A 20,764-nucleotide genomic window follows, 5' to 3' on the forward strand; every position below is an offset into this window, starting at 1 on the left:
CGGCGCTGCCCCTCATTGCCCTGCCGGGCATTTCTCCCCGTGAACGGGGAGAAAGACGCACTTCCCCCAATCACAACCCACGGAGGCCTTACCCATGGCCATAACCCCGACCGACATCGCCAATATGGCGCTGGCAGTCCTTGACGAGGCGCCGATCGACAGCCTTGACGAGGACATTAAGGCCGCGCGCTTGCTCAACATGCATTTCGACCTGACCCGCGAGGCCGAGTTGACGAAATACGCCTGGGTGTTCGCCATCCTTTCGGCATCCCTGGCCGGCAGCGATACCGGTTCCGGCGATTGCACGCTGAACTGGGTCTATGAACTCCCCGTCGATTGCCTTCGCCCGCTGCCGCTGACCCACAATGGCGAGCCGGACGGCATCGCGATCTCGTGGCGGCAGGAGGCGGGGCTGGTCTACAGCGACCGGGCGGGACCGCTCACCATCCGCTATGTCGCGAACCTCACCGACCCCAACGACTGGGACGCGCCGTTCACCGAAGTGCTGGTGGCGGCACTCGCCATCAAGATCGCGCATCCGCTGACGCACAAGGCCGGCATGATCGACATTGCCCGTTCGGCCTACGACCGCGCGCTGGACGCCGCCTTCACCGCGCAGGCCATCCAGCGCGGCGGACGGCTTTCGACATCGAGTTGGGCGCGGCAGCGCGGCGACAGCCGGTTTTATGCGGGGGCCATGCGCTGATGGCGACGCTCTATCCGGTCCAGGACGTCTTCACCCGCGGCGAGATCTCGCCACGCCTGCACGCGCGCGCCTCGCTTGATCTCTACCGCGCGGCGCTGTCGAAATGCGAAAACTTCGTCACCCTGCCGCATGGCGGCATCCGCAAGCGCGGCGGCACCTGTTTCGTCGGCGAAGTCAAGACGTCCGCCAAGGCGACGCGGGCGATCCCGTTCATCTTCTCGGCCGACCAGGCCTACATGCTGGAGTTCGGCAATCTTTACATCCGCGTCTACGCCTATGGCGCGCGTGTCGGCACGGTCGAAGTGGCCTCGCCCTATCTTGAAGCCGACCTGTTCGATCTCGACTATGTGCAGTCGGCGGACCAGATGTGGATTTCCCACAGGGACTATCCGCTCAAGGTGCTGACGCGCACCGCCCATACGGCATGGACGCTCGACGACTACGCGATCGACGACGGGCCCTATGACGACATCAACGATACGCCGACCACGCTGACGCCTGCGGACTATGGGGCGCTGACGCCGAAGATGACGTCGAACACCGCGCCTTCCGGCACGGTCTCAGGCATGGGCGGGGCAGGGGACGCCTTCCAGCTTTTCGACAAGGCGACAGAGACGGACAGCGGCATCGCCGGTGCCACCAACGGCTCGGTCACCTACCAGCTTGCCGGTGGCGCGCAGGCCATCGTCGAAAACTACTATCTGACCGCACGCACCGGCGGAACGGTCGACCGCACGCCGACAATCTGGGTGCTTGAAGGATCGAATGACGGCGCGTCATGGGTGACGCTCGACAGCCGCACCGGCGAGACCGGCTGGTCGGGCGGCGAAACCCGCTACTATGAATTCCTGAACAAGCTGGCGTTCGAGTATCACCGCTTTACGTGGAAGGCGATCAACGGCGCTTCGGACAGCGCGTTTTCCGAACTGAACCTCAACCGGGCGGCGGCCAGCCAGACCCCGTTCGACCTCACGGCGTCATCGACCGCCGGCATCAATGGCGGCGCCGGCTTCCAGGCTTCTGACGTCGGCCGGGCCATTCGCCTGCTAGCGTCCGATGGCCGCTGGCGCTGGGCCAAGATCACCAGCCGCACCAGCGCCACGGCGGTGAAGGTCCAACTGCATGGATTTGCCCTGCCGGACCTCAGCCCGATATCCCGCTGGCGCCTGGGCACGCTCGTGCCGGGGAAATATGTCGAAAGCGGATCGCTCTACGAGGAGCGCCTGGCCTTCAGCCGCAAGTTTTCGGTCTACGCCTCGGCGACGGGGGATTTCAACAATTTCGCATTGGGCGAGAAGGATGACGACGCGCTGGAATTCCTCCAGGCCGGCGGCGGCCAGGCGAACGACATCACGTGGATCGCGGAATCGGACGGCGCGCTGCTGATCGGGACGCTCGGCGGCATCCGCGCGCTCTCCGGCTCCGGCATCGACGAGGCATTGACGCCGTCCTCGTTCAAGAACCGGCGCTCGCGCACATCGGGCTGCGCCCGCATCCGCCCCGTCGATGCAGGCCAGTCGTTCCTCTATGTCACGCGCTCGCGCCGCTCGATCGCCGAGCTGACGCAGGCTTCGACCGGCCGCTTCACCTCCGACGATATCGGCCAGATCTCCGAGCATATCGCAAAGCGTGGCGTGGTCGAGCTGGCGTTCCAGACCGACCCCGACCCGATGCTCTGGTTTCCGCTCGATAATGGCGAGCTCGGCGGCTACACCCACCAGCCCTCGCAGGAGGTGCGCGGCATGCACCGCCACCGCCTCGGCGGTACCGTCGCCGGTTCCGGCTGGGCGGCCGTCGAAAGCGCTGTGGTGACGCCCGGCCAGGATGGCGTCGACGACATCTGGCTGATCGTCAGGCGGACCATCGGCGGCGTGACCAGGCGCTATATCGAGATCATGACGGCGCCGTTCGAGTATGGGGCGTTGGAGGATGCCTTCCAGGTCGATTGCGGCCTGACCTATTCGGGCGCCGCCGTCAACACCGTGTCCGGGCTTGGCCATCTCAACGGCGAAAAGGTCGACGTGCTGGCCGGCGGCAAGGTCTATCGCGGGCTGCCGGTCGCCTCCGGCCAGGTGACGCTGCCCGGCGGCGCCGTCGCGGCCAGATGGCAGGCCGGGCTTGCGTTCCAGTCGCAGGCCGACACGCTGGAGCTCGACGTCGCCGGCCGGGACGGCTCGATCCTCGGGCGGCGCAAGAAGGTGGCGGGTGTCATCCTGTCCCTGCTCGAGACCGACACGACAGGGCTTCAGGTGCAGTCGCTGATCCGCGGCCGCTGGGAAAGCGTGCGCATGCCCTCCATCGTCGCGCCCGACGGCAAGGCGAGCCTGTTCACCGGCAATGTCGAGGTGCCCATCGACGACAGCTGGGAAGGGCAGGGCCGGGTGCGGATCCGCCACGTCAACCCGACGCCCTGCACGATACGGGCATTTACGCCAGTGTTCGACGCCGAGCCGTAGGGCGAGCTGGCGTTCCTCGCCCCCGCGAGGCGGGGGAGAGGTGGCCGCGAAGCGGTCGGAGAGGGGGCCTTCGTAAGGCGCAGGCGCTTCTGCCGGAGAGTCCGGCACAGCTCGGCGCCATCCCCTCTCCGTCTCGGCTTCGCCGAGCCACCTCGCCCCACTTGGTGGGGCGAAGAACCCAGGCTGAATCAACGCCGCGATCCTTCGCGCCTCCCTCTGCCCTGCCAATCTCCTCCACAAGGGGGGAGATCGGCGCTCCACCGCCTCCAGCCCACCACAAGGAACCCATCCCGTGACCACATCCCCCCATGCCGAACAGCTCGGCAGGGCGCGGACGGCTGCCGAATATGCTGCCGTCATCGCCTTGCTCGATGCCGACCTCAATGATGCGATCGCCCGCCGGCGCGGCTGCGAACAGGCCGAGGACCGCGCCGTTTTCGGCGACGGCGATCTCTCCGCCGCGCGCATCGCGCTGGACGACTGCAACGACGTCGTCGCGCTGCTGGAGAAGATCATCGCGGCAGCGGACAAATGCCGTGCCGAGGCCGCCGCGGCAGAGGCGCGCGCCGCCGTCGAGGCGCTGGGCGGGCAAGCGAAAGCCAAGGCGGAGGTGCTGACCGAGCGCTGGCGCGCCGTGCGCCGCCTGGTCGAGCTGTTGCGCCAGGACCTGTTCGAGGCCGATGCGCTCGCCCGCGCGCTCGCCACCGCCAACGGCCTCTTCGACGCCGCCGGCATGCCTGACCTGAAGGTGAACCTGGCCGTTGCCCGTCGCGCCGCCATGGCCGGGCCGCGCGCGGCGGCGCCGGCGCGCCTCAGCCGCCCGGCGATCCAGGCCGACAGGCTGCTTCTGTCGTTCACCAACCCCGGCGGCGCGCTCGACCCGCGACCGGCGCTCGGTTCGCGCCCGGCCAGGAAAACCCCCATTGCCGCATCCCAGCGAGGCTGACCATGTGCACATTAGCCCTTCTCGGCACGGCCATCTCCGTGGGTGGCGCATTGATCGAAGGCCGGCAGCAAAACCAGGCGGCCGGTTACCAGGCCAAGGCCTACGGGCAGCAGGCGCAGGCCGATGCGCAAAGTGCCGCCTTCGAACAGAGCCAGGAGCGCCACAGGCAGGATCTGCTGCTTTCGCAGGCGCGGGCCCGGGCGGGCGCCTCCGGCGTCGGCCTATCGGGCTCGCCGGCCGAGGTGCTGGCGGCCAATGCCAGGCAAGGCCAGCTCGACCTGAAGGCGATCCAGTACGGCTCGGCGCTGCGCCGCAACACTCTCGACAGCCAGGCGGCGCTCGCGCGCTACTCCGGCAGGCAGGCCGCGGCGGCGTCGATCTTCAAGGCCGACGGCAGCCTCGTGTCCGGTTTCTCCCGTCTCTACGACCCGACCAAGGCCGTGACCTTCGGCAAGGGCGCCTTCCCGCCGGCGCCGGGCGGCGCCTTCACGGGAGGGCTCTACTGATGGCGACGATTCCACTCCAGCTTGCCCAGCGCCGGCTCGAGGCCGGCAATGGCGTTTCCTATCCCGAGGGGTCGCCGGCCGGCAGGGCGATGCAGGATCTTGGCGACGAGCTCTCGGCCGTCGCCGAGCGCTACCGGCAGATGAAGGAGCGGCAGGAAGCGTTCGACGCGGAGCTCGCGCGCCGCCGGTTCGCCGACCGCATCGCGCAGGCGGAAGACGACGTGGCGGCGAACGCGCCGGCCGACGGCAGCGGCCTGCACGATGCGATGTATGGCGAGGTCGATCCGCGCAGCGGGCAGGTGGTCAAGCCCGGCCTGTTCGACAGGCTGTTCGACGAGGCCCTGCCTGAAATACCCGAGAGCCGGCGCGCCGCTTTCGCCAGGCAGAAGGAACCGATGCGCGCGGCCGGCTCGCCGCGCATGGCGCAGCGGCAGCAGGCACAACGCGATGAGTATGAGCTGGCGGAGTGGGCGAAGGTCGACACCATGTCCACCAGCTCCATCGCAAAAGGCGACCCGAACGACATCGGAGCTTTCGAGGCGATCCGGCAGAACGGGTCCGATCTGATCGCCAAGATCGGAAACCCGGTTATCAGGCAAGCGGCGGAAGTGGCCTGGCGCAGCAACACGGCCAAGGCACTGGTTCAGGCGATGATCGCCCAGGATCCGAAGCGGGCCGCCGAGATGTTGGGCGGGGCGCAAGCTGGAAGCCGGCTCAAGTATGATACGGCGGAGGCCGTTGATGGCTCTAATGCCTCGGGCATCTCTAATGCAGCTATAGCAGATGGTGCTGGCAAGCTGACGCCGGTTAACAGTAGTGCGCAGGCGTTCGACCGAAGCATCTCGTCGACCCCGGATGACAAGTCGGCCATCCCCCTGGATGCCATTACCTACTTGAAGCCCGGCGATCTTGCAGCACTAAGGGATCAGGCCAACACGGCCACCGCTGCACAATTGGTCGATGCCCGCGCCAAGGTGCAGCTGGCGGAGCAGAACGCTCCGGCTGTCATCGCCAGTACCGGCGAATATCCCGAGGAGAGACCTACCGCACAGGATTTCGTCAATATCTATGGCCTCAAGGAGGGCGCCGAGCACTTCCAGGCCTTCGACACGACATCCAATGTTGCCGCTGCGGTCTTCGATATGCGCCGCGCGCCGAACCAGGCGATACACGCTCAGCTCCGAGACTTTGAGCCCGGTCCCAATGGCTCGCAGGAAGAGTGGGCGCGATACGAAGCAAGGATTGGCGGCGCGGAATTCGTTCTGAGCGCCAGGCGGGCCGACCCTGTCGCCTATGTCAGCCAAATGCTCCCGGGCCGGGCTCCCGACTGGGACAAGATCACCACTCCCGAGGGCTATAAAGCCGCCATCACCTGGGTCGTTGCAGCCCAGGGGGAGATGGGTTTCTACAAGATATTGCCGTTGCCGTGGACTGCCGCGGAAAGCCTTGCTGCGAAATTCATCGATCCAAGCGTGCCGTGGCGGCAGCGCATGACCGATCTGAGCACGATTTTTCTGGCGGTCCGCGATCCACGCCTGCGCTTCGGGATGGCCGAGCAATTGTTTGCCTCCGGCTTGCCTCGGCTGCGACAGAACGCGGCAACCGATCCGAAGCTGACACCAGCAGATATCCAGGCACGAGAAGATGCCTTGGCGGCCGCCCTGTTGGCCGTCGCATTGCATCCGGCTCGATCACAATACAATGCTGAGTCGTTTTGGCTGCAACCTGTCCAAGCCGCCGATGACGTGGCCCGGCTGATGGCCAAAGGGATGACTCTCGGCCACGCGGATAAAGCCGCGGCCAGCCTCAGTTCGCTTTTTTCCGACAAAAGCTACGAGGAGTTGCTCGCTGCCGAACGAGCCGCGACGGAAGATGCCGAAGACCGGGCAGGGTCGGCAGCCCTGCCGGCGGAACTCCTTGGTGGTGTCATCGCCGGACATGGTCTGGCGAGTTCGGGCATCACTCTCACAGGCAGGTTGGGCACCGCAGCCTTGGAGGGCCTGACCGGCCTGGCCGCACGAACCGCCCTCGCCGGCGGCGAGGGTGCAATATATGGCGCCACATATGCGCACGGCCTGGATGAGGACATGCTGCGCGGTGCAGCCGCTGGGGCCCTTTGGGGGGCCGGCGGCAATGTCCTTGCCGAGGGGCTCAGCGAGATCGGTAGGCAGGTGACGGCGAGGCTCACCGGCTCGCTGGAAGGCTCGACAGCATCTGAATTTGTGGACAGCAGACCCGCTGAAGAGGCAACCGACGCACTGCGAAATGAAGGCGTTCCGACGGCGACGGAAGTCGAGGCGTTGGAACGCTTTCCTACCACAGGGAATCCGGCTGCAAAAATCTCTGACGGGGACGATCTAAAGCTTGTTGCGACCAAGCGCACGACCACGAACAGAGCTCTTCGTAAGGAATGGGAACTACTGCACGGCAAACCCTGGCCCAAAGATCCCAAGACAGGTCGAAATATGGATGTTTCCCATGAGAAAGCTCTGGCCGACGGTGGGCTAGATCACGTATCAAATATTAAGCCTCGTACCAGGGAAGAGCACATAAGGCTCCACATGGAAGCCGGCGATTTTCAGCGTTGGGCTAGGAGACGATGGCTGCGGGCTAAGATAAGTAGTGGAGAGAAATTGTGAACAAAATTACCCCGGATCTGAGTAAAGTAAGCCGCCTTCCTCTACCAGCAGACGACCCAGATGCAGATGGTGACCTTGACAACGCTCTTCTGGAGGCTCGTGAATATATCAAATCATACGACTGGGTAAGGAGAATCGAAGGCGAGTATTTCGGATATGGTGCCGAAGGGATAATATACATTTTTCTCTTCGAGATTTCACCCGGGAAACCAGATGTGCCACGATGGATATGGGTGCTCGTCGGTGATGTACCCCCAGCGTACATGCCCGGTGACGATTTGGAGACCCCGTACGAGGCGCTGGACGGATATATCGGTGCAATGGATGAGTGGGTTGAAGCTGCGCGGCAAGGGAAGTCCGTGGCGAAGCTCATTCCCGTTAATGTCCCGGCGAATCCCGCCAACGCCGAGATGTTGAGTGGACGGCTTAAATTCCTCGACGAAAAGATTCTGCCGCTGCTTCAAGAATGATGTCTCGGCAAGCAGAAGAGCCTAAGATAGGGATAAATGGAAGTTCGAAGGTCCAGAAAATTTGGCCGTCATATCGACCCGAAAAATATTTGGTGGTGGCGGCTGGGTTGCCTACGCCTCACATGATGCCGATGATGAGTCGTGGCAATTCTACGGAGATGAAGCTGAAGTTGATCAAGGCGACCTAATTTGGTGGGTTTGGCCGAAGTGGTAGAGCTTGATAATACGGTTGCACAATTGGCAGATTTGCCAGTGGGTGGCATGCTCGGCGCGATACAAAGACCTCACCATGGAGGCGGAGCAAAATGCCCGACGAATTTCCGGAACTGAAGGAGAGCTAGTTCCGTCATCCAAATTCCTGGTGGGGTGAATTTCTGGCCAGTCGGCGCCCGATGGCCGAAGAATACAATTTTAAGCAAATGTTTCCGGATTGGTCTATTCTGTTACCTGGCGGCAGTTCAGGTGCAATACAGCGGAAACACCCAGGGAACACCTTGGCATTAGGGCTGCCAGTGCACTTCGATGGCGCAGCTGGCAGCTCTGCGATGTATAATATTAGCTAGGCGTAAACTTTGGCATGTTCGTTGCACCTTACCCCTTGAGGGGGCCACAGGGGTTGGAACCGATGTATCGAAATGACACAGAACTGTTCGCGCGGGCGAGCGAGCGGGGCATTACGATCTATCAACGCTCGAAAACGGTGTGGATCGCGGCCGGAAGCTACCGGGACCGCGACTATGCGGTGAAGGGGCGGACACCCGCCCTTGCGCTCGCCTTGTGGAAGGAGGCCACCAGATACAGCGGGTCGGGACTTTAGAGCCTGTCCTTGCCGTCTGGATGAAGCCTCAAAGGCGATCTAGACGCCCGCTACGCGACAGAACATCTGCAAAGCCGTCAGGGCGCGGGCCTCGGTCGGCTCTTCGCCTCCTGCCTGTGAATCCGCCGGCGCCGTCACCGCTCCAACGGATTTGTACCGGGAAGCGAACGGCCTTTCTTCTGCCGTGCGGTTGTCGTTTGCAGCGACGACAATCGCGGATTTTTTCATCGGAAATCACACCTTGTGGAAGCGCTGCGACATTGACGCTCCCATAGCGCAAGCCACCGCAGTGCGCGGGTGTTAACACGGCAGCCAGTCCGGGAGCAAGCCGGCATTGCTGCTTGTTCAGGAAGTGCGTGCCCAAGGACAGAAAACCGACCGCTGAATTGTCTCTCGCCTGGCCGAGCGATCGTGACCAAACTTCTCAAGGAAGAACCTGAATGACCGTGGCGCCGTGGCCGCACGGGCCAGCGCTTATCCCATCCGAACCCGTCGCCACGCCGCCAACCAACCCGAATTCCAAGCCTTGCTTTCGCGAGGCTTTTTTTATGGAGCAAGCCTCATGGCCCGACCCGCAACTGCCGCCGTTCGCCTGCTGACGGGCGAGCGCGAACCCGTGCGCCTGGCGACGACGGCAAATCTGGAGACGGTCATCGTCGACGGCGTTGCCTGGATCCTCGGCCTGAAGACGATCGACGGGGTTTTGACCGCCGTCGGCGACCGGGTATTGGTCAAGAACCAGTCGGACGCCCGGCTGAACGGCATCTATACGGCGAGCGAGGGCTACTGGTACCGCGCGGCCGACGCCCGCACCGCGCGCACGATGCAGAAGGGAACGACCGTTCACGTGCAGGAGGGGGTTGTTTCGGGTGGCCTGGTCTACGCTTTCCAGACCCTCAACCCGGTGATCGGCACGAGCGACATCGTGATCTCCTACTATCTGTCGGATGATCCGCTCGGGGATATCGGCGGAGCGCTGGCGGGAGTCATCCACATCGCGGAACTCGCGCGCGACCTGGCCCAGCAATATGCCGCCGACGCCGCGCAGGTTTCGGGCGTCAACGTGCCGATCTACGCATCCGTGGCGACGGCATCGGGCTCGACGATCGCTGCCGGCGTCAAGAGCATCAGGACCCAATTCTACGCCCCGGTCTTCACGACCCCGGCAACCCTGGTGGGCGGCGCCAACTATGCCCGCATGTCGCGCGCGGCGATCACCGCCGGCGGCTACCCGGCGCTGGCCTATTTCCGCTCCGCCGACCGTTTCATGCCGGACGGCACGACCGATGCGGTCAATGGCGGCTTTTGGGTGTTGAATGAAAGCGTCGTTGACTTACGTCAACTGGGCAGTGGGTTCGGCAACGCAGCGGCCGACACCGCGGCGCTGATTGCGGCGGTCCAGATCGTCGACGGCAAGGATCGCGGCACAATCCGCCTGCCACCAACGAATATCACGATCAACCAAACGATCGACATCGCTCTCGGACTATTCGATGTTGAAGGCTTCGGCCGCGACGTTTCGACCATCACAAGCGCAATGATCAATGGCGCGCCGCTGTTCCGTCTGGTCGGCCACACATTGCGGCTCGGATTTCGCGATTTTAAAGCGCTTGGCAATCAATTGACCGGGACCGCCGGCAACGGCCATGCCTTCGCGCTATGGGATACGGATGGTTTTCAAAGCGGCTCTGCACTGCCGCAGGGCGTCGTCATGGAGCGCATCTGCATCGACGGCTTCCGTGGCACTGGGCCAGAGGGGGGGGCGCTCGACAGCTTGGGCACCATCGCGGCTTGTGGTGTCAACAACAAGGGCGGCCTCGGCTGCACGTTCCGTGACATCGAGATACTTCGGTGTGGCGGCGGCATGTACATGGGCTACACCCAAAATTGCCTCATCGACAGCCCGCTCTTCTCCCAGATCGACCGTTTCGGCATTCTCGATTACCGTGCGGCATCACTTCGTATTCAGAACGGCGACGTGCAGGACTGCTGTGGCGACGGCACAAATCTGACCGTTCCAGAGACGATGCCCTGCGCCAACATTATCTCTTTCTTTGGCAATGGGACGATCATCGAAGGGGTGAAGACGAAGGGGGCCGGTGGCAACTGCCAGATTTATGTCGTCCACGGGGCTGGCATCAAGGTCGATAAAAACTGGCTCCAAGTCTACATGCTCAACGATGTGCCGCACAACGGCATCATCATCCATAGGACGACTGGCTTCTCTTGCGACAACAATACGTTCGCGATGTCTCAGTCTACCTATGTGGCTAGTCAGAAAAACCAGGGCATTCAGATCACCAACGATCAGGCCAACGACCCGGTGAGCGGATCGGTGCGCGGCAACCAGTTTACGTTCTCCCCAGGCATGGGTATCTCGTCCTTCATTCGCATCGGGGCACCTTCAGGCAATCGCCTGTTCAGCGGCTTGATTGTGGAGGGGAACGTCTTTGGCGGCTTCCTCCCACCGAGCTCCGGCCTCACCGTCGACAACGGCATTCTTGTGGAGAATGCCAAGCTTATCGGGTGTCGTATTGCTAACAACGTCTTCGATGCCACAAACGGAGTGACGTTCACCAACGGCATCCGCTTTGCCAACGTCACCGATGGCGGCAAGAACTGGCTCGCGGGCAATGCGATGAACCTTAGCCTGGGCACGATCACCACGCCCTTCAACGGCATATCTGAAAGCGAGCTCCGCACCATTGGACAGGTATTCCTCAATCCGACGCCAGGCATCCCGACGGGGACAAGTCTGACTGTGCAGGTTGCCGTACCAGGTGCCGTTCGTGGTGACTTGGTAACGGGCATTGGATTTAGCGCCGACCTGCTGGGCTGCACGATTAAGTACGCCGGGGTCGTCACCGCTGACATTGTCGACATAATCATTGCAAACGATACAGGGGTAACGAAGGACCCTGGCAGCGGCGTGATGACTGTTGTGGTCCGCAAATGGCAGTTCGGAGGCTAATCAACGGATCAACGAATCACCAAAGAACATAGCCAGGAGGTTGCCGGCGACCATCAACCAGAAGAAGGCTTGGAAAAACGCGTTCCTCCAGACTAAGCCGAACACCTCGACACATGCAATCCGCCAACGATCTCCTTCGGCAAGATACTGGTGGGCCATCCATCGCAAGGTTTTCATTAGAGAATACCTTTGGCCCAATAGCCGAAGAAAACAACCTGTGACGCGAGAGCCGCAATTAGTATAAGGCGGCGCCAGTGAAGATCGGGAATGCTGGAGATTGCAACCGCAAGCGCTGGAATCGCAAGAGCGACGAACCGGATGCCATTCTGATTGTAGAGGTACATCCCGAAGCAGAGTGATGAAGCGAGAACTACAACAAACGCGGCAAACTTCCTGCTGAACAGGTGATCAAAGAAGAGGAAAGGGACAGCATACGCCGTTACCATCATCGTCAGCAGGAATCCGCTCGTAGTAATTTCTATCGTCGCTCGCCTGTCGCCGATCGAGCCCAGAAGATAGCTTTTGAGGATGGTCACGGCGACAACTATGGCCGCTATATAGCATGTCGAAATTAGCACATGTCGGCGCCCGCAAATATCGGAGCCCGTGATAATTTGGCCCACTGCGAACGCGCCGGCAAAGACCAGAACCGCAGAATGAATAAAGGGTGCAATTCCCACCAATGCATATTTGACCAGGCGCCATGGCAATAGGAGGGCCAGATAGATTGCGGCCATGGCGACAGCCGACCGTACTTGAGAGAATACGAGATCGATTAACTGAGGGTGGATTAGCAAAAGGATGTAGGCTGGGGACGAGGCTTTGACTGCCACGTAGACGCTGATGACTACCAAGGAGATTAAGGTCAGGGTAGAAAAGATGCTGGCTAGTTCGAAGCTCTCTTTGAGAGCGTAGATACCCTTCCGCCAAAGGTATTCTTGGGCATACCAATCGATCAGTGAAGCGGTATCAGGAGAAACATAGTATGCCCTTTTGTCGAAATTCTGGATGTAGTTCTGCAGATCGGGAAATGGCGTTCCTCTGACCATCACCCAGTTCACCATCCATATGCACAGGGCAACCGCTACGCCGATCGTGGGCTTTGTCAGTCTTTGTAGCTTCCCCATAGTCTGACGAGTCTGGGAGGCATACGATTGGTTCACCCACATTTCATGCCCGACGCGCCAGCATAGTCTTCTCTCAAAGTGTTCGTCTTGAGTTGCAATTTTCTAACCATGTGCGGTCAGGCGCGCAAGGCGATCTTAAGTTTGACACACATCGACAATTATCGCTGGTGGACAGAGCGGTAGCTTTCCAACCTAAACCAAGCCGAGCCGGCGATTGAAACCCATGGCCGCGCGGTCAGGCTCAATCGCTGGGTGGCGCGCTAGGTCGGTTTCTTGCGCAGGATCAGCAATGCTTCGTCGCCATCGGGAAGTACTGCACCTTCAGGTAGTCATCGGCCGCCATGGGGCGGGGTGTCGATGTTCCGGCGCATGCCGAGATAAAGCCTGCGGGCGATATTTCTGAGCAAGGTCTCGCCTCCGATGGTTTATCCGGGCTGTCGTCTCGTCACCGCCTGATGCCCCAGGCATAGGTTCTTTGCTTGGACGCGTTCAGACGGCGCACCTCGTACCGGCCCTGCCGCTCGATCTCGGCGACCGCTTCGACCACGCCATCGAAGGACCCTGGCGTGACGTCGTCGAATACGACCATGTCGCCCTCGCGCTGAACGCCCGAAACGCAGCGATGCTCGGCCAGCACGTTCTTCCTGGTGTGCTGCGCGTCGATGAAGGCGAAGTGGATCCGGTTCACGCCGACCCTGGGCAATTGAAGGAGTGAATCGCCTTGCAGGAAAATGATCCGGTCGGCCAGCGGCTGCCAAGGCCGAAGCAGTTCGGCGCGCGACTTCCTGCCGTCATGGTCGTCGATGCAATTCCAGTAGAAGCGATGATGGTGCGGCAGGACGTCGAGCGTGACGACATGCCCGCAGGCGCCGGCATCGGCGAGTGCCTTGGCCATGCAGATCGCGGAGAAACCACGCGCGGTGCCGGTCTCGACGACGGTGGTGAACGGCCTTGGGCTGTCGGCCAGCTGGCGGCGAAGAAGACTGTAGAGCACCCGCCCGTGCGGGTAGGCGAGCGCGCTGGTCTTGATGGTGATCTGGGTGTGGAGGGCCAGTTCGTCGAGCCAGTCGCGATCGACGGCAAAGCCGGTTTCGGCCTCGAGCCTGTCGATCTCAGCGAATGAGACGCGCCGGGTGGCTTCGAACAGCCTCAGATATTCCTCTTTCGAGGCACGCGGCGCCGAGCCCAGCGGGTCGACGTTCCAGCGGCGATCGATGGCGGCCGACAGCCTGTTGAAGGCCAGGCGCCGCGCGGCGCCAACAAAGTCTCTCATCCCAGACCTGTTCGTCCCAAAATTGTATTTTTTCTAACCATGCGCCGGCCGGCGCGCAAGGCGACCTCCGGTTTTGACGCACTGCAAGTAGGCACCGAGGCGCGCGCAACGGCGACTATCCGCACCCCTGTGCTGCCGGCGATCACCCACTCACCTCATCCACCAAGAAATCGAAAGGGATATCATGGACCGCAATTTTACGCGGGCGCTTGCGCTCGTCCTCAAATCCGAAGGCGGCTGGTCGGACAATCCGGCCGATCCGGGCGGCGCCACCATGAAGGGCGTCACGCTCGCCAATTTCCGCCGCTACGTGAAGGCGGATGCCGCCAAGGCGGATCTCAGGAAGATCAGCGATGCCCAACTCGCCACGGTGTACCGCCGCTTCTACTGGGATGCGGTGGCTGGCGCCGAGTTGCCCGACGGCGTGGATTACGCGGTGTTCGACTATGCCGTGAACAGTGGGCCAAGCAGGGCGGCGAAATATCTTCAAGCAGTGGTCGGCACCGCCCAGGACGGCCGCATCGGGCCCGAGACGCTCGCTGCCGTCGGTTCCAGACCGGCCGCCGTCGTCATCGACAATCTCTGCGATGCCCGCCTGGCTTTCCTGAAGCGGCTTCCGACCTGGCCGACTTTCGGCAAAGGCTGGTCGAGGCGGGTCGGATCCGTCCGCGCACAGGCGCTGCTGCTGACGGCTGTCGGGGCAGGCGAGGCATCGGCCACGCGGCCAGATCCTGCACCGGCCGCTGCTGCGGCGGCGCCGGGCGGCGCTGCTGCCGTAGATGCCGTCGAACCGGTCGCGGCGGCGCCTGCCGGCGCCAACATCCCAGCTGCCACCAAGGCGGGCGGGATCATTGTCGCGTGCCTGCTCGTCGCCTACGCCGCCTGGCACCACATCGCCGCCGCCTTGCAAGGAATGTTCTGATCATGGCCACCACAACCCAGCCGACCATCCGCCCGACCAACAAACTGACGGCCGCGACCATCGCCGCCGCCGCCGTTTCGATTTCCGGCGTCTTCGTGCGCAATGTCTGGCCATCCTGGTACGATGCCGAGACATGGGCCACGCTGCTGCCGCTAGCCGTCTTTGCCGTCGGCTATCTCGTCAAGGACGCGCCAAACCAATGAGCGCGCTCCTCTCCTTCCTGCTCAGCAATTCGACCGTTCTCGGCATCGGCGCAGCCATCGTCGCTGCGTTTGGCTGGGGTGTTCGCCAGCGGCTTGCCGGCGAGCGCGCCGAACGTAGCCGGCAGGCCGCGGCCGAGGCGGCGGCGCGCGACGTCGCCGACCAGGTTGACAACGACATCGGCGCGCTACCCGCCGCCACTGCCCGAAAGGAGCTCAGGTCATGGGCAAGGGATTGATTGTCGCAGCGGCCGCAGCACTTGTCGCGGTAGCCGGCTGCACCACCGTCACCGGCGGATTTTGCGCGGTCTCGAGCCCGCTGCGCTTGTCCGCATCCGCCGTCGCAGCACTGTCGGATGCGGAAGTCCGGACGCTGCTGGCGCACAACCGCAAGGGCGAGAAACTGTGCGGGTGGAAGCCATGACGATCGTGTTGCCGCTCGATTCGGGCCCTGCTGCTCGGGGACCGCTCATCTTCGGTGCCGGATCGGTCGTTCTGTTTCCTGATCGCGAGACAATGAAATGATGCATGATCTTTTCGACCTGCTCGGTATTAAGGTGCCGGTGGTGGTCGCCGGCCTTTCCGGCGGCATATTGCGCGCGCTGTCGCGCCACCGCTACAAACCGCGCGAGATGGTGGCCTCGCCGATCTGCGGCGCGCTAGCCGCCGCCTATCTGACGCTGCCCGTGGTCCAGTATTCCCGCGCCATGGGCCTGCCGATGGCCAATGACGACACCACGACCCTGGCGGCCGCATTCCTCATCGGCGTCTGCGCGATGTGGATATCGGATATCGTATTCGAGGTCGTGGTGCGCAGGTTCAGGCCTGGGGAGTGACGCCGCGCGTCCGTGGTGATCGGCAGCAGGACGCGCCCGTCGACTGGACGAAGCCGACGACAATGCCCATCTATGGGAAATCCTGGAGCGGCTGTCATAGCGCCGGGCCTCCAGTTTTATCGTGCGCAATTCCGGACGGAAACGGCTACAACCTTTCCCCGGAGTTGCTTTGGGGAGATTTGATATGGCGACTTCAAGCGAACGCGCGGTGCTTGCCGGCGGCTGTTTCTGGGGCATGCAGGATCTGATCCGACGCATCCCGGGCGTCCTGTCCACGCGCGTCGGCTACAGCGGCGGCGACGTGCCTGATGCCACCTACCGAAACCACGGCACCCATGCCGAAGCCATCGAGATCAATTTCGATCCCGCCAGGGTGAGCTACCGTACGCTGCTGGAGTTCTTCTTCCAGATTCATGATCCGACGACACGCAACCGCCAGGGCAACGATGTGGGGATGAGCTACCGTTCGGCGATCTACTACACCAGCGATGAGCAGAAGCGCGTCGCCGAAGACACCATCGCCGACGTCGACGCCTCGGGCCTGTGGCCCGGCAAGGTGGTCACCGAGGTGGCTCCGGCCGGCGCGTTCTGGGAAGCCGAACCCGAGCATCAGGACTATCTGCAGAAATACCCGAACGGCTACACCTGTCATTTCGTCAGGCCGGGCTGGAAGCTGCCGGTTCGCGAAAAGGCTGTATCGTAGACGGCGCCCGAACCGAGACGAAGGCCGATGGCGGTTTACGTCTCAGGCGCCTGCCTGTTCGGCGAGGGTGAAACATAAAGAGACGGAAACGCCACGGAACAGACGCCCCGTGGCGTTCTCCAGCAGTTTCGGCGAATGGCTACTTGCCGCAATGCTTGTCATTGACGGTCGGCGAAGCGGTGCCCGGAGCGGTGTGGCTGGCATCCGGCTGAGCACCTTGTGGGCTGGCCGGACAGTTCCGGTCCGCGTTCGAATTCATGCCGTCGGGCATGGCGGTCGTGCTGCCGGTCGTGCCAGGATCCACAGTGTTCGGCGGTGCCGGCGTGTTCGGGTCGACCGTGACCGACTGGCCGCTGCCGGGCCCATTATTATTGGCGCCGTTTCCGCCAGCACTTTGCGACATCGCCGAAGTCGCGAGACCAATTGTAAGAGCCGAAGCTGCGAGGATTTTCATGAACATGGTTTGTCTCCATTTCTGTGAAGTCTTCGCTCGTTTCCACGAAGTTCGTCGCGTTTGCGACTATAGGGACAACCACTCGTCGTGGCTAAGGTTCCGGACAAATTTCCCTCAAGACCGGGCCCGACGGAACCGCCCATAAATCAGGCCTGGCGCAATGCATTTCCGGCGATGGTCCTGAAAAAAACAGCTTTCATAGCCGCCCGATTGGTGCTTTAACGCGTCCATCCACAGGGGTGCTCCGTACGGTCGGGGCTGAGACGGGGGGCGGCAAGCCCACAGACCCTAGAAGCTGATCTGGGTAATACCAGCGGAGCGAGGCGGGCGATGTTTTCAGGCGCACAGATTTCCCTATATCCCATGTCCGGCGATTTTGTCGGCGTCATCCTTGGCGCGCTCGGGGCACTGGACCCCTATCGTGATCGACTGCGGATCGAGACCGACGATATCTCGACCTTGCTTGTCGGGCCGCCCGAGGTGCTGTTTCCTGCCATGCGCGACCTGTTCGTGGCGGCAGCGCGCAGCGGCAAGCATTGCGTGCTTTCGGCCGCCATCTCGCGCGGCTGCCCGGGCGAGCCGGACGATCCGATCTGCCGCTCCGACGCGTTTGGCGGACCTGCCGGGCCGCTCGGCCCGCGCAAGGAAGCGGCTATCGCCGCCGTGCGCGGCGTGGCCGTCACCGGCCAGCCGGCGGCGGCGCAGTTCTCGCTTTACGTCATGGGCACCGACGACCACATGGACGAGATCTATGGCTGCATCGACTTCCTGAAGCAGTCGGGCGTATATGAGCGCTCCAAGCATTTCTGCACAAAGTTGCGCGGCGACGCAGGCGCCATTTTTACCGCACTCAACGAGGCCTTTTGCCGCTTCGGGCCGGGTGCCGGTCACGTAACGCTCGACGTCACCGTCTCGGCCAACAGCCCCACCGCCGTCTGACGGCGCGCCCCGCGCCATCCGCTCCGGGTACCTGCGTGTCCTCCCCGTCCGCCCCTTCGCGTCCGATCGTGGACCTCATCGCCAGAACCGCTCCGGCGATGCTTTCGGTGGGGCTGCTGCTAGCCGCGTGGGAACTCTATGCGCGCTTTGGTGGCATCAAGCCGACAATCCTCCCGGCGCCATCGCGCGTCTTCGCTCAGGCAATGCTCAACCGGCACGCGCTGGCCGATAACGCCGTGCCAACCCTCCGTGCCACGCTCGCAGGCTTTGCCTGTTCGCTCGGCGGTGCCTTTGCGATGTCGATATTGATCGACTTCTCCCAGCCATTGCGGCGCGCCCTTTTTCCGGTCTTCGTGGTCAGCCAGACCTTGCCGCTGGTGGCGATTGCACCGCTGGTGGTGCTGTGGTTCGGCTTTGGGCTGATGCCCAAGATCATGCTGGTGGCGCTGGTCACCTTCTTTCCGATGTTGGTGGCTTTGGCCGAAGGATATGAGGCGACGGAGGCTGAGATCGGCCAAATGCTGCGCGCCATGGGGGCAGGGCGCTGGCGTGTCTTCGTCCTGGCGCGGCTGCCCTCGGCGCTGCCCTACTTCTTCGCCGGTGTCAGGATCTCGATCACCTATGCTGTCGTGGGCGCCATCTTCGCCGAATATGCGGGCGCGGCGAAGGGCCTCGGCATCTACATGCTCAACGCCAAGAACAACTTCCGCCCGGACCTGGTGCTGGCCGCCGTCGCCGTCAGCGCCGTGCTGACGCTCGTCCTGTTCGGGCTGACGATGCTGGTCCAGCGCCTTGCCATGCCATGGGAACGGACCGCCGGCGGGCGGGCCGCAGGAAAGGGGCCGTGGCGATGAACCGGCTCGAACTGCGACATGTGCGCAAGGCCTTCGAAGGACTCGACGTGCTTGCCGACATTTCGCTCAGCGTCGGCGCCGGCGAATTCGTCTCCATTCTGGGCCCCTCCGGCGCCGGCAAGTCGACGCTGTTCCAGCTTCTGACCGGCGCGCTTCACGGCGAGGGCGAGATATTCTTCGACGGCAAGCCGCTCGATGACCACGGCCGGCATTTCGCTTTCATGCCGCAGCGCGACGCGTTGATGCCTTGGCGGCGCATTCTTGACAACGCCACGCTCGGGCTTGAGGTGCAAGGTGTCAGGCGCAAGGCTGCCCGCGCTCGCGTTGCTCCGCTGTTCGAGGAATTCGGGCTTGCCGGTTTCGAACGGCATTTTCCGGCGCAGCTTTCCGGCGGCATGCGCCAGCGCGCGGCCTTGCTGCGCACCGTGGTGCAGGAACGCGATATGCTGCTGCTCGACGAGCCGTTCGGCGCACTCGATGCGCTGACCCGCGCCGCCATGCAACGCTGGTTGGAACAGATGTGGCGGCGCCACTGCTGGACGGCGCTGCTGATCACCCACGACGTGCGCGAAGCTGTGTTCCTGTCCGACCGCATCTATGTGCTTTCGGCGCGGCCGGCGCGCGTCGTCGCTGAGATCACCGTGCCGCTGCCGCGTCCACGCGAACTGGCCGGCGGCGCTGCACGGCAGGCCGGCACCCTCGAAGCCGAGATCCTCGACATCCTCCTCAACCCGAGCCACCAGAAGGACACGGACCATGACTGACCTGACGCGCCGGCAAGCCTGGCTGCTCACTGCCGCTGCCGGCCTTCCCCTTGTAGCCCGGCCAGGCCGATCTCTTGCCCAGGCGGCCGCCCGGAAAGTAACGGTGGCGCTGGACTGGACGGTCAACACCAACCATATCGGCCTGTTCGTCGCTCGCGACAAAGGGTTTTACAGCGAGGCCGGCCTCGAGGTCGACATCCTGCCCTACAGCGATACCGGTGCAGGCACGCTGGTTGCCAACCGCGTTGCCGATTTCGGCATCAACGGCTCCATCGGCCTCTTCACCCAGAAAACCGCCGGCGCCGATCTCAAGGCGGTCTATGCCGTGGTGCAGTCCGAAACCGGACGGCTGGTGTTCAATGCAGCGCGTGACGAGATCAAAACCCCCAGGGATCTTGACGGCCTGACCTATGGCGGTTTCGGCAGTGCCTGGGAAAACGCGCTGATCTCGACCATCATCCGTCACGATGGCGGCAAGGGGGCTTTCGAAACGGTGACGCTCGGCACGTCCGCCTATGAGGCGCTGGCCAACGGTTCGGTCGACTTCACGTTGGAGGTCTCGACCTGGGAAGGCGTCGAGGCAGAACTGAAAGGCGTCAAACAGCGAAGCTTCGTCTATGCCGACTACGGCGTGCCCGACGAACACACCACGCTGATCTCCTCTAGCGATGCGTATCTGCGTGCAAATCCGGAATTGGCGTCGGGCTTCATACGGGCAACGCGGCGCGGCTACCAGTTCACCGTCGACCATCCCGAAGAAGCGGCCACACTGCTGATCGCCGCCAACAAGGACGCCCTGACCAATCCGGCATTGATCCACGCCTCGCTGAAGACGCTGATCGACGGGCACTATCTGCGCCGGCAAAACGGCGCCATAGGCAGCATGGACCCGGCCAAGATGGAAGCGATCGGTTCCTATCTCTTCGCCGCCGGCATCCTCCGGAACGGGGACGGCGAGCCCGTTGCCCGGCAACCGGATTTTGGCAACTATTTCAGTAACTTCTATTTGGGGTAGGGATCAAACCGCATCGGGCGCCAGCGCTGCTCAAGCTGATTGCCTTTCGTCAGCCTCGTCAGAGCTGCGCCCAAGGCAAAACCTTTACCGCAATAAAGCACAGAGCGGCGACTGCCATTACGCCCAAACCACTCCAACGCAAAATCCGCGCCCTCCCGAAAAGCCC

General features: G+C 62.9%; 22 protein-coding genes and 1 riboswitch. Of the genes, 18 read left to right on the forward strand and 4 right to left on the reverse strand.

The window, feature by feature from the left end:
• Positions 1-94 precede the first annotated feature (94 nt).
• From FJ940_RS20560 to FJ940_RS20590, 7 genes are all read left to right on the forward strand, one after another.
• Positions 95-706 (forward strand): hypothetical protein, encoded by a 612-nt coding sequence (locus FJ940_RS20560; RefSeq protein WP_140499954.1) that lies wholly within the window; start codon positions 95-97, stop codon positions 704-706.
• Positions 706-3,162, forward strand: a complete 2,457-nt coding sequence (locus tag FJ940_RS20565) for a hypothetical protein (protein ID WP_140657727.1) — start codon at positions 706-708, stop codon at positions 3,160-3,162. The genes FJ940_RS20560 and FJ940_RS20565 overlap by 1 nt, the downstream gene beginning before the upstream one ends.
• Positions 3,163-3,454: 292 nt before the next feature.
• Entirely contained in the window at positions 3,455-4,108 is a 654-nt protein-coding gene (locus FJ940_RS20570; protein WP_140657729.1) for a hypothetical protein, read from the forward strand.
• Between the two features lie 2 nt (positions 4,109-4,110).
• Entirely contained in the window at positions 4,111-4,614 is a 504-nt protein-coding gene (locus FJ940_RS20575; RefSeq protein ID WP_140657731.1) for a hypothetical protein, read from the forward strand.
• A complete protein-coding gene (locus FJ940_RS28525; RefSeq protein ID WP_181171792.1) occupies positions 4,614-7,253 on the forward strand; it encodes an HNH endonuclease signature motif containing protein in 2,640 nt (879 codons plus the stop codon). Before FJ940_RS20575 ends, FJ940_RS28525 begins: the two co-directional genes overlap by 1 nt.
• Positions 7,250-7,723 carry a hypothetical protein gene (locus tag FJ940_RS20585; protein WP_224619440.1) on the forward strand — a complete coding sequence of 158 codons (474 nt, stop codon included), beginning with the start codon at positions 7,250-7,252 and terminating at the stop codon, positions 7,721-7,723. Before FJ940_RS28525 ends, FJ940_RS20585 begins: the two co-directional genes overlap by 4 nt.
• 625 nt (positions 7,724-8,348) lie before the next feature.
• Entirely contained in the window at positions 8,349-8,540 is a 192-nt protein-coding gene (locus tag FJ940_RS20590; protein ID WP_140499940.1) for a hypothetical protein, read from the forward strand.
• 39 nt (positions 8,541-8,579) lie between these two features.
• Here the strand turns inward: FJ940_RS20590 and FJ940_RS20595 are convergent, their stop codons facing one another.
• Positions 8,580-8,768: a hypothetical protein gene (locus FJ940_RS20595; RefSeq protein WP_140521537.1), complete on the reverse strand. Its 189-nt coding sequence runs from the start codon at positions 8,766-8,768 to the stop codon at positions 8,580-8,582.
• A 334-nt stretch (positions 8,769-9,102) separates the two neighbouring features.
• Here FJ940_RS20595 and FJ940_RS20600 point away from each other — a divergent pair, with 334 nt between their 5' ends.
• The gene (locus FJ940_RS20600; RefSeq protein WP_140567601.1) at positions 9,103-11,511 is read left to right on the forward strand and encodes a hypothetical protein; all 2,409 of its coding nucleotides are present in this window, start codon (positions 9,103-9,105) and stop codon (positions 11,509-11,511) included.
• A gap of 176 nt (positions 11,512-11,687) precedes the next feature.
• On the opposite strand, the gene FJ940_RS20605 is transcribed toward FJ940_RS20600, so the two are convergent.
• A complete protein-coding gene (locus FJ940_RS20605) occupies positions 11,688-12,575 on the reverse strand; it encodes a hypothetical protein (protein WP_140657735.1) in 888 nt (295 codons plus the stop codon).
• Between the two features lie 508 nt (positions 12,576-13,083).
• A complete protein-coding gene (locus FJ940_RS20610; RefSeq protein WP_140567596.1) occupies positions 13,084-13,911 on the reverse strand; it encodes a class I SAM-dependent methyltransferase in 828 nt (275 codons plus the stop codon).
• A gap of 184 nt (positions 13,912-14,095) precedes the next feature.
• On the opposite strand from FJ940_RS20610, the gene FJ940_RS20615 reads away from it, so the two are divergent.
• The 6 genes from FJ940_RS20615 to msrA all read left to right on the forward strand — a co-directional run bounded on the left by FJ940_RS20615 (position 14,096) and on the right by msrA (position 16,572).
• Positions 14,096-14,833, forward strand: a complete 738-nt coding sequence (locus tag FJ940_RS20615; RefSeq protein WP_140499935.1) for a glycosyl hydrolase 108 family protein — start codon at positions 14,096-14,098, stop codon at positions 14,831-14,833.
• A gap of 2 nt (positions 14,834-14,835) precedes the next feature.
• On the forward strand, positions 14,836-15,036 hold the full coding sequence (locus tag FJ940_RS20620; protein ID WP_140499933.1) for a hypothetical protein: 201 nt from the start codon (positions 14,836-14,838) through the stop codon (positions 15,034-15,036).
• Entirely contained in the window at positions 15,033-15,272 is a 240-nt protein-coding gene (locus FJ940_RS20625) for an ABC transporter permease (protein WP_140499931.1), read from the forward strand. Before FJ940_RS20620 ends, FJ940_RS20625 begins: the two co-directional genes overlap by 4 nt.
• Positions 15,257-15,457, forward strand: a complete 201-nt coding sequence (locus FJ940_RS20630; protein ID WP_140499930.1) for a hypothetical protein — start codon at positions 15,257-15,259, stop codon at positions 15,455-15,457. The genes FJ940_RS20625 and FJ940_RS20630 overlap by 16 nt, the downstream gene beginning before the upstream one ends.
• A gap of 100 nt (positions 15,458-15,557) precedes the next feature.
• Positions 15,558-15,869 carry a hypothetical protein gene (locus FJ940_RS20635; protein WP_140500166.1) on the forward strand — a complete coding sequence of 104 codons (312 nt, stop codon included), beginning with the start codon at positions 15,558-15,560 and terminating at the stop codon, positions 15,867-15,869.
• A gap of 184 nt (positions 15,870-16,053) precedes the next feature.
• Positions 16,054-16,572 (forward strand): peptide-methionine (S)-S-oxide reductase MsrA, encoded by a 519-nt coding sequence (gene msrA / locus FJ940_RS20640; protein WP_140567593.1) that lies wholly within the window; start codon positions 16,054-16,056, stop codon positions 16,570-16,572.
• A gap of 139 nt (positions 16,573-16,711) precedes the next feature.
• Here msrA and FJ940_RS20645 read toward each other — a convergent pair whose 3' ends face one another.
• The gene (locus tag FJ940_RS20645) at positions 16,712-17,032 is read right to left on the reverse strand and encodes a hypothetical protein (RefSeq protein WP_140499926.1); all 321 of its coding nucleotides are present in this window, start codon (positions 17,030-17,032) and stop codon (positions 16,712-16,714) included.
• Positions 17,033-17,251: 219 nt separating this feature from the next.
• Positions 17,252-17,366: riboswitch (TPP riboswitch) on the forward strand.
• Between FJ940_RS20645 and FJ940_RS20650 the strand changes: the two genes are divergently transcribed.
• The 4 genes from FJ940_RS20650 (at position 17,357) to FJ940_RS20665 (ending at position 20,598) form a co-directional block, all read left to right on the forward strand.
• Positions 17,357-17,965, forward strand: coding sequence for a YkoF family thiamine/hydroxymethylpyrimidine-binding protein (locus tag FJ940_RS20650; protein ID WP_140499924.1), 609 nt, complete (start codon positions 17,357-17,359; stop codon positions 17,963-17,965). It overlaps the preceding riboswitch by 10 nt.
• A 98-nt stretch (positions 17,966-18,063) precedes the next feature.
• A complete protein-coding gene (locus FJ940_RS20655) occupies positions 18,064-18,819 on the forward strand; it encodes an ABC transporter permease (RefSeq protein WP_140521594.1) in 756 nt (251 codons plus the stop codon).
• On the forward strand, positions 18,816-19,583 hold the full coding sequence (locus tag FJ940_RS20660; RefSeq protein ID WP_140500163.1) for an ABC transporter ATP-binding protein: 768 nt from the start codon (positions 18,816-18,818) through the stop codon (positions 19,581-19,583). Before FJ940_RS20655 ends, FJ940_RS20660 begins: the two co-directional genes overlap by 4 nt.
• The gene (locus FJ940_RS20665; protein ID WP_140657737.1) at positions 19,576-20,598 is read left to right on the forward strand and encodes an ABC transporter substrate-binding protein; all 1,023 of its coding nucleotides are present in this window, start codon (positions 19,576-19,578) and stop codon (positions 20,596-20,598) included. The genes FJ940_RS20660 and FJ940_RS20665 overlap by 8 nt, the downstream gene beginning before the upstream one ends.
• Positions 20,599-20,764: the final 166 nt, after the last annotated feature.

The organism is Mesorhizobium sp. B2-3-7 (assembly GCF_006442695.1).
Taxonomy (GTDB): domain Bacteria; phylum Pseudomonadota; class Alphaproteobacteria; order Rhizobiales; family Rhizobiaceae; genus Mesorhizobium.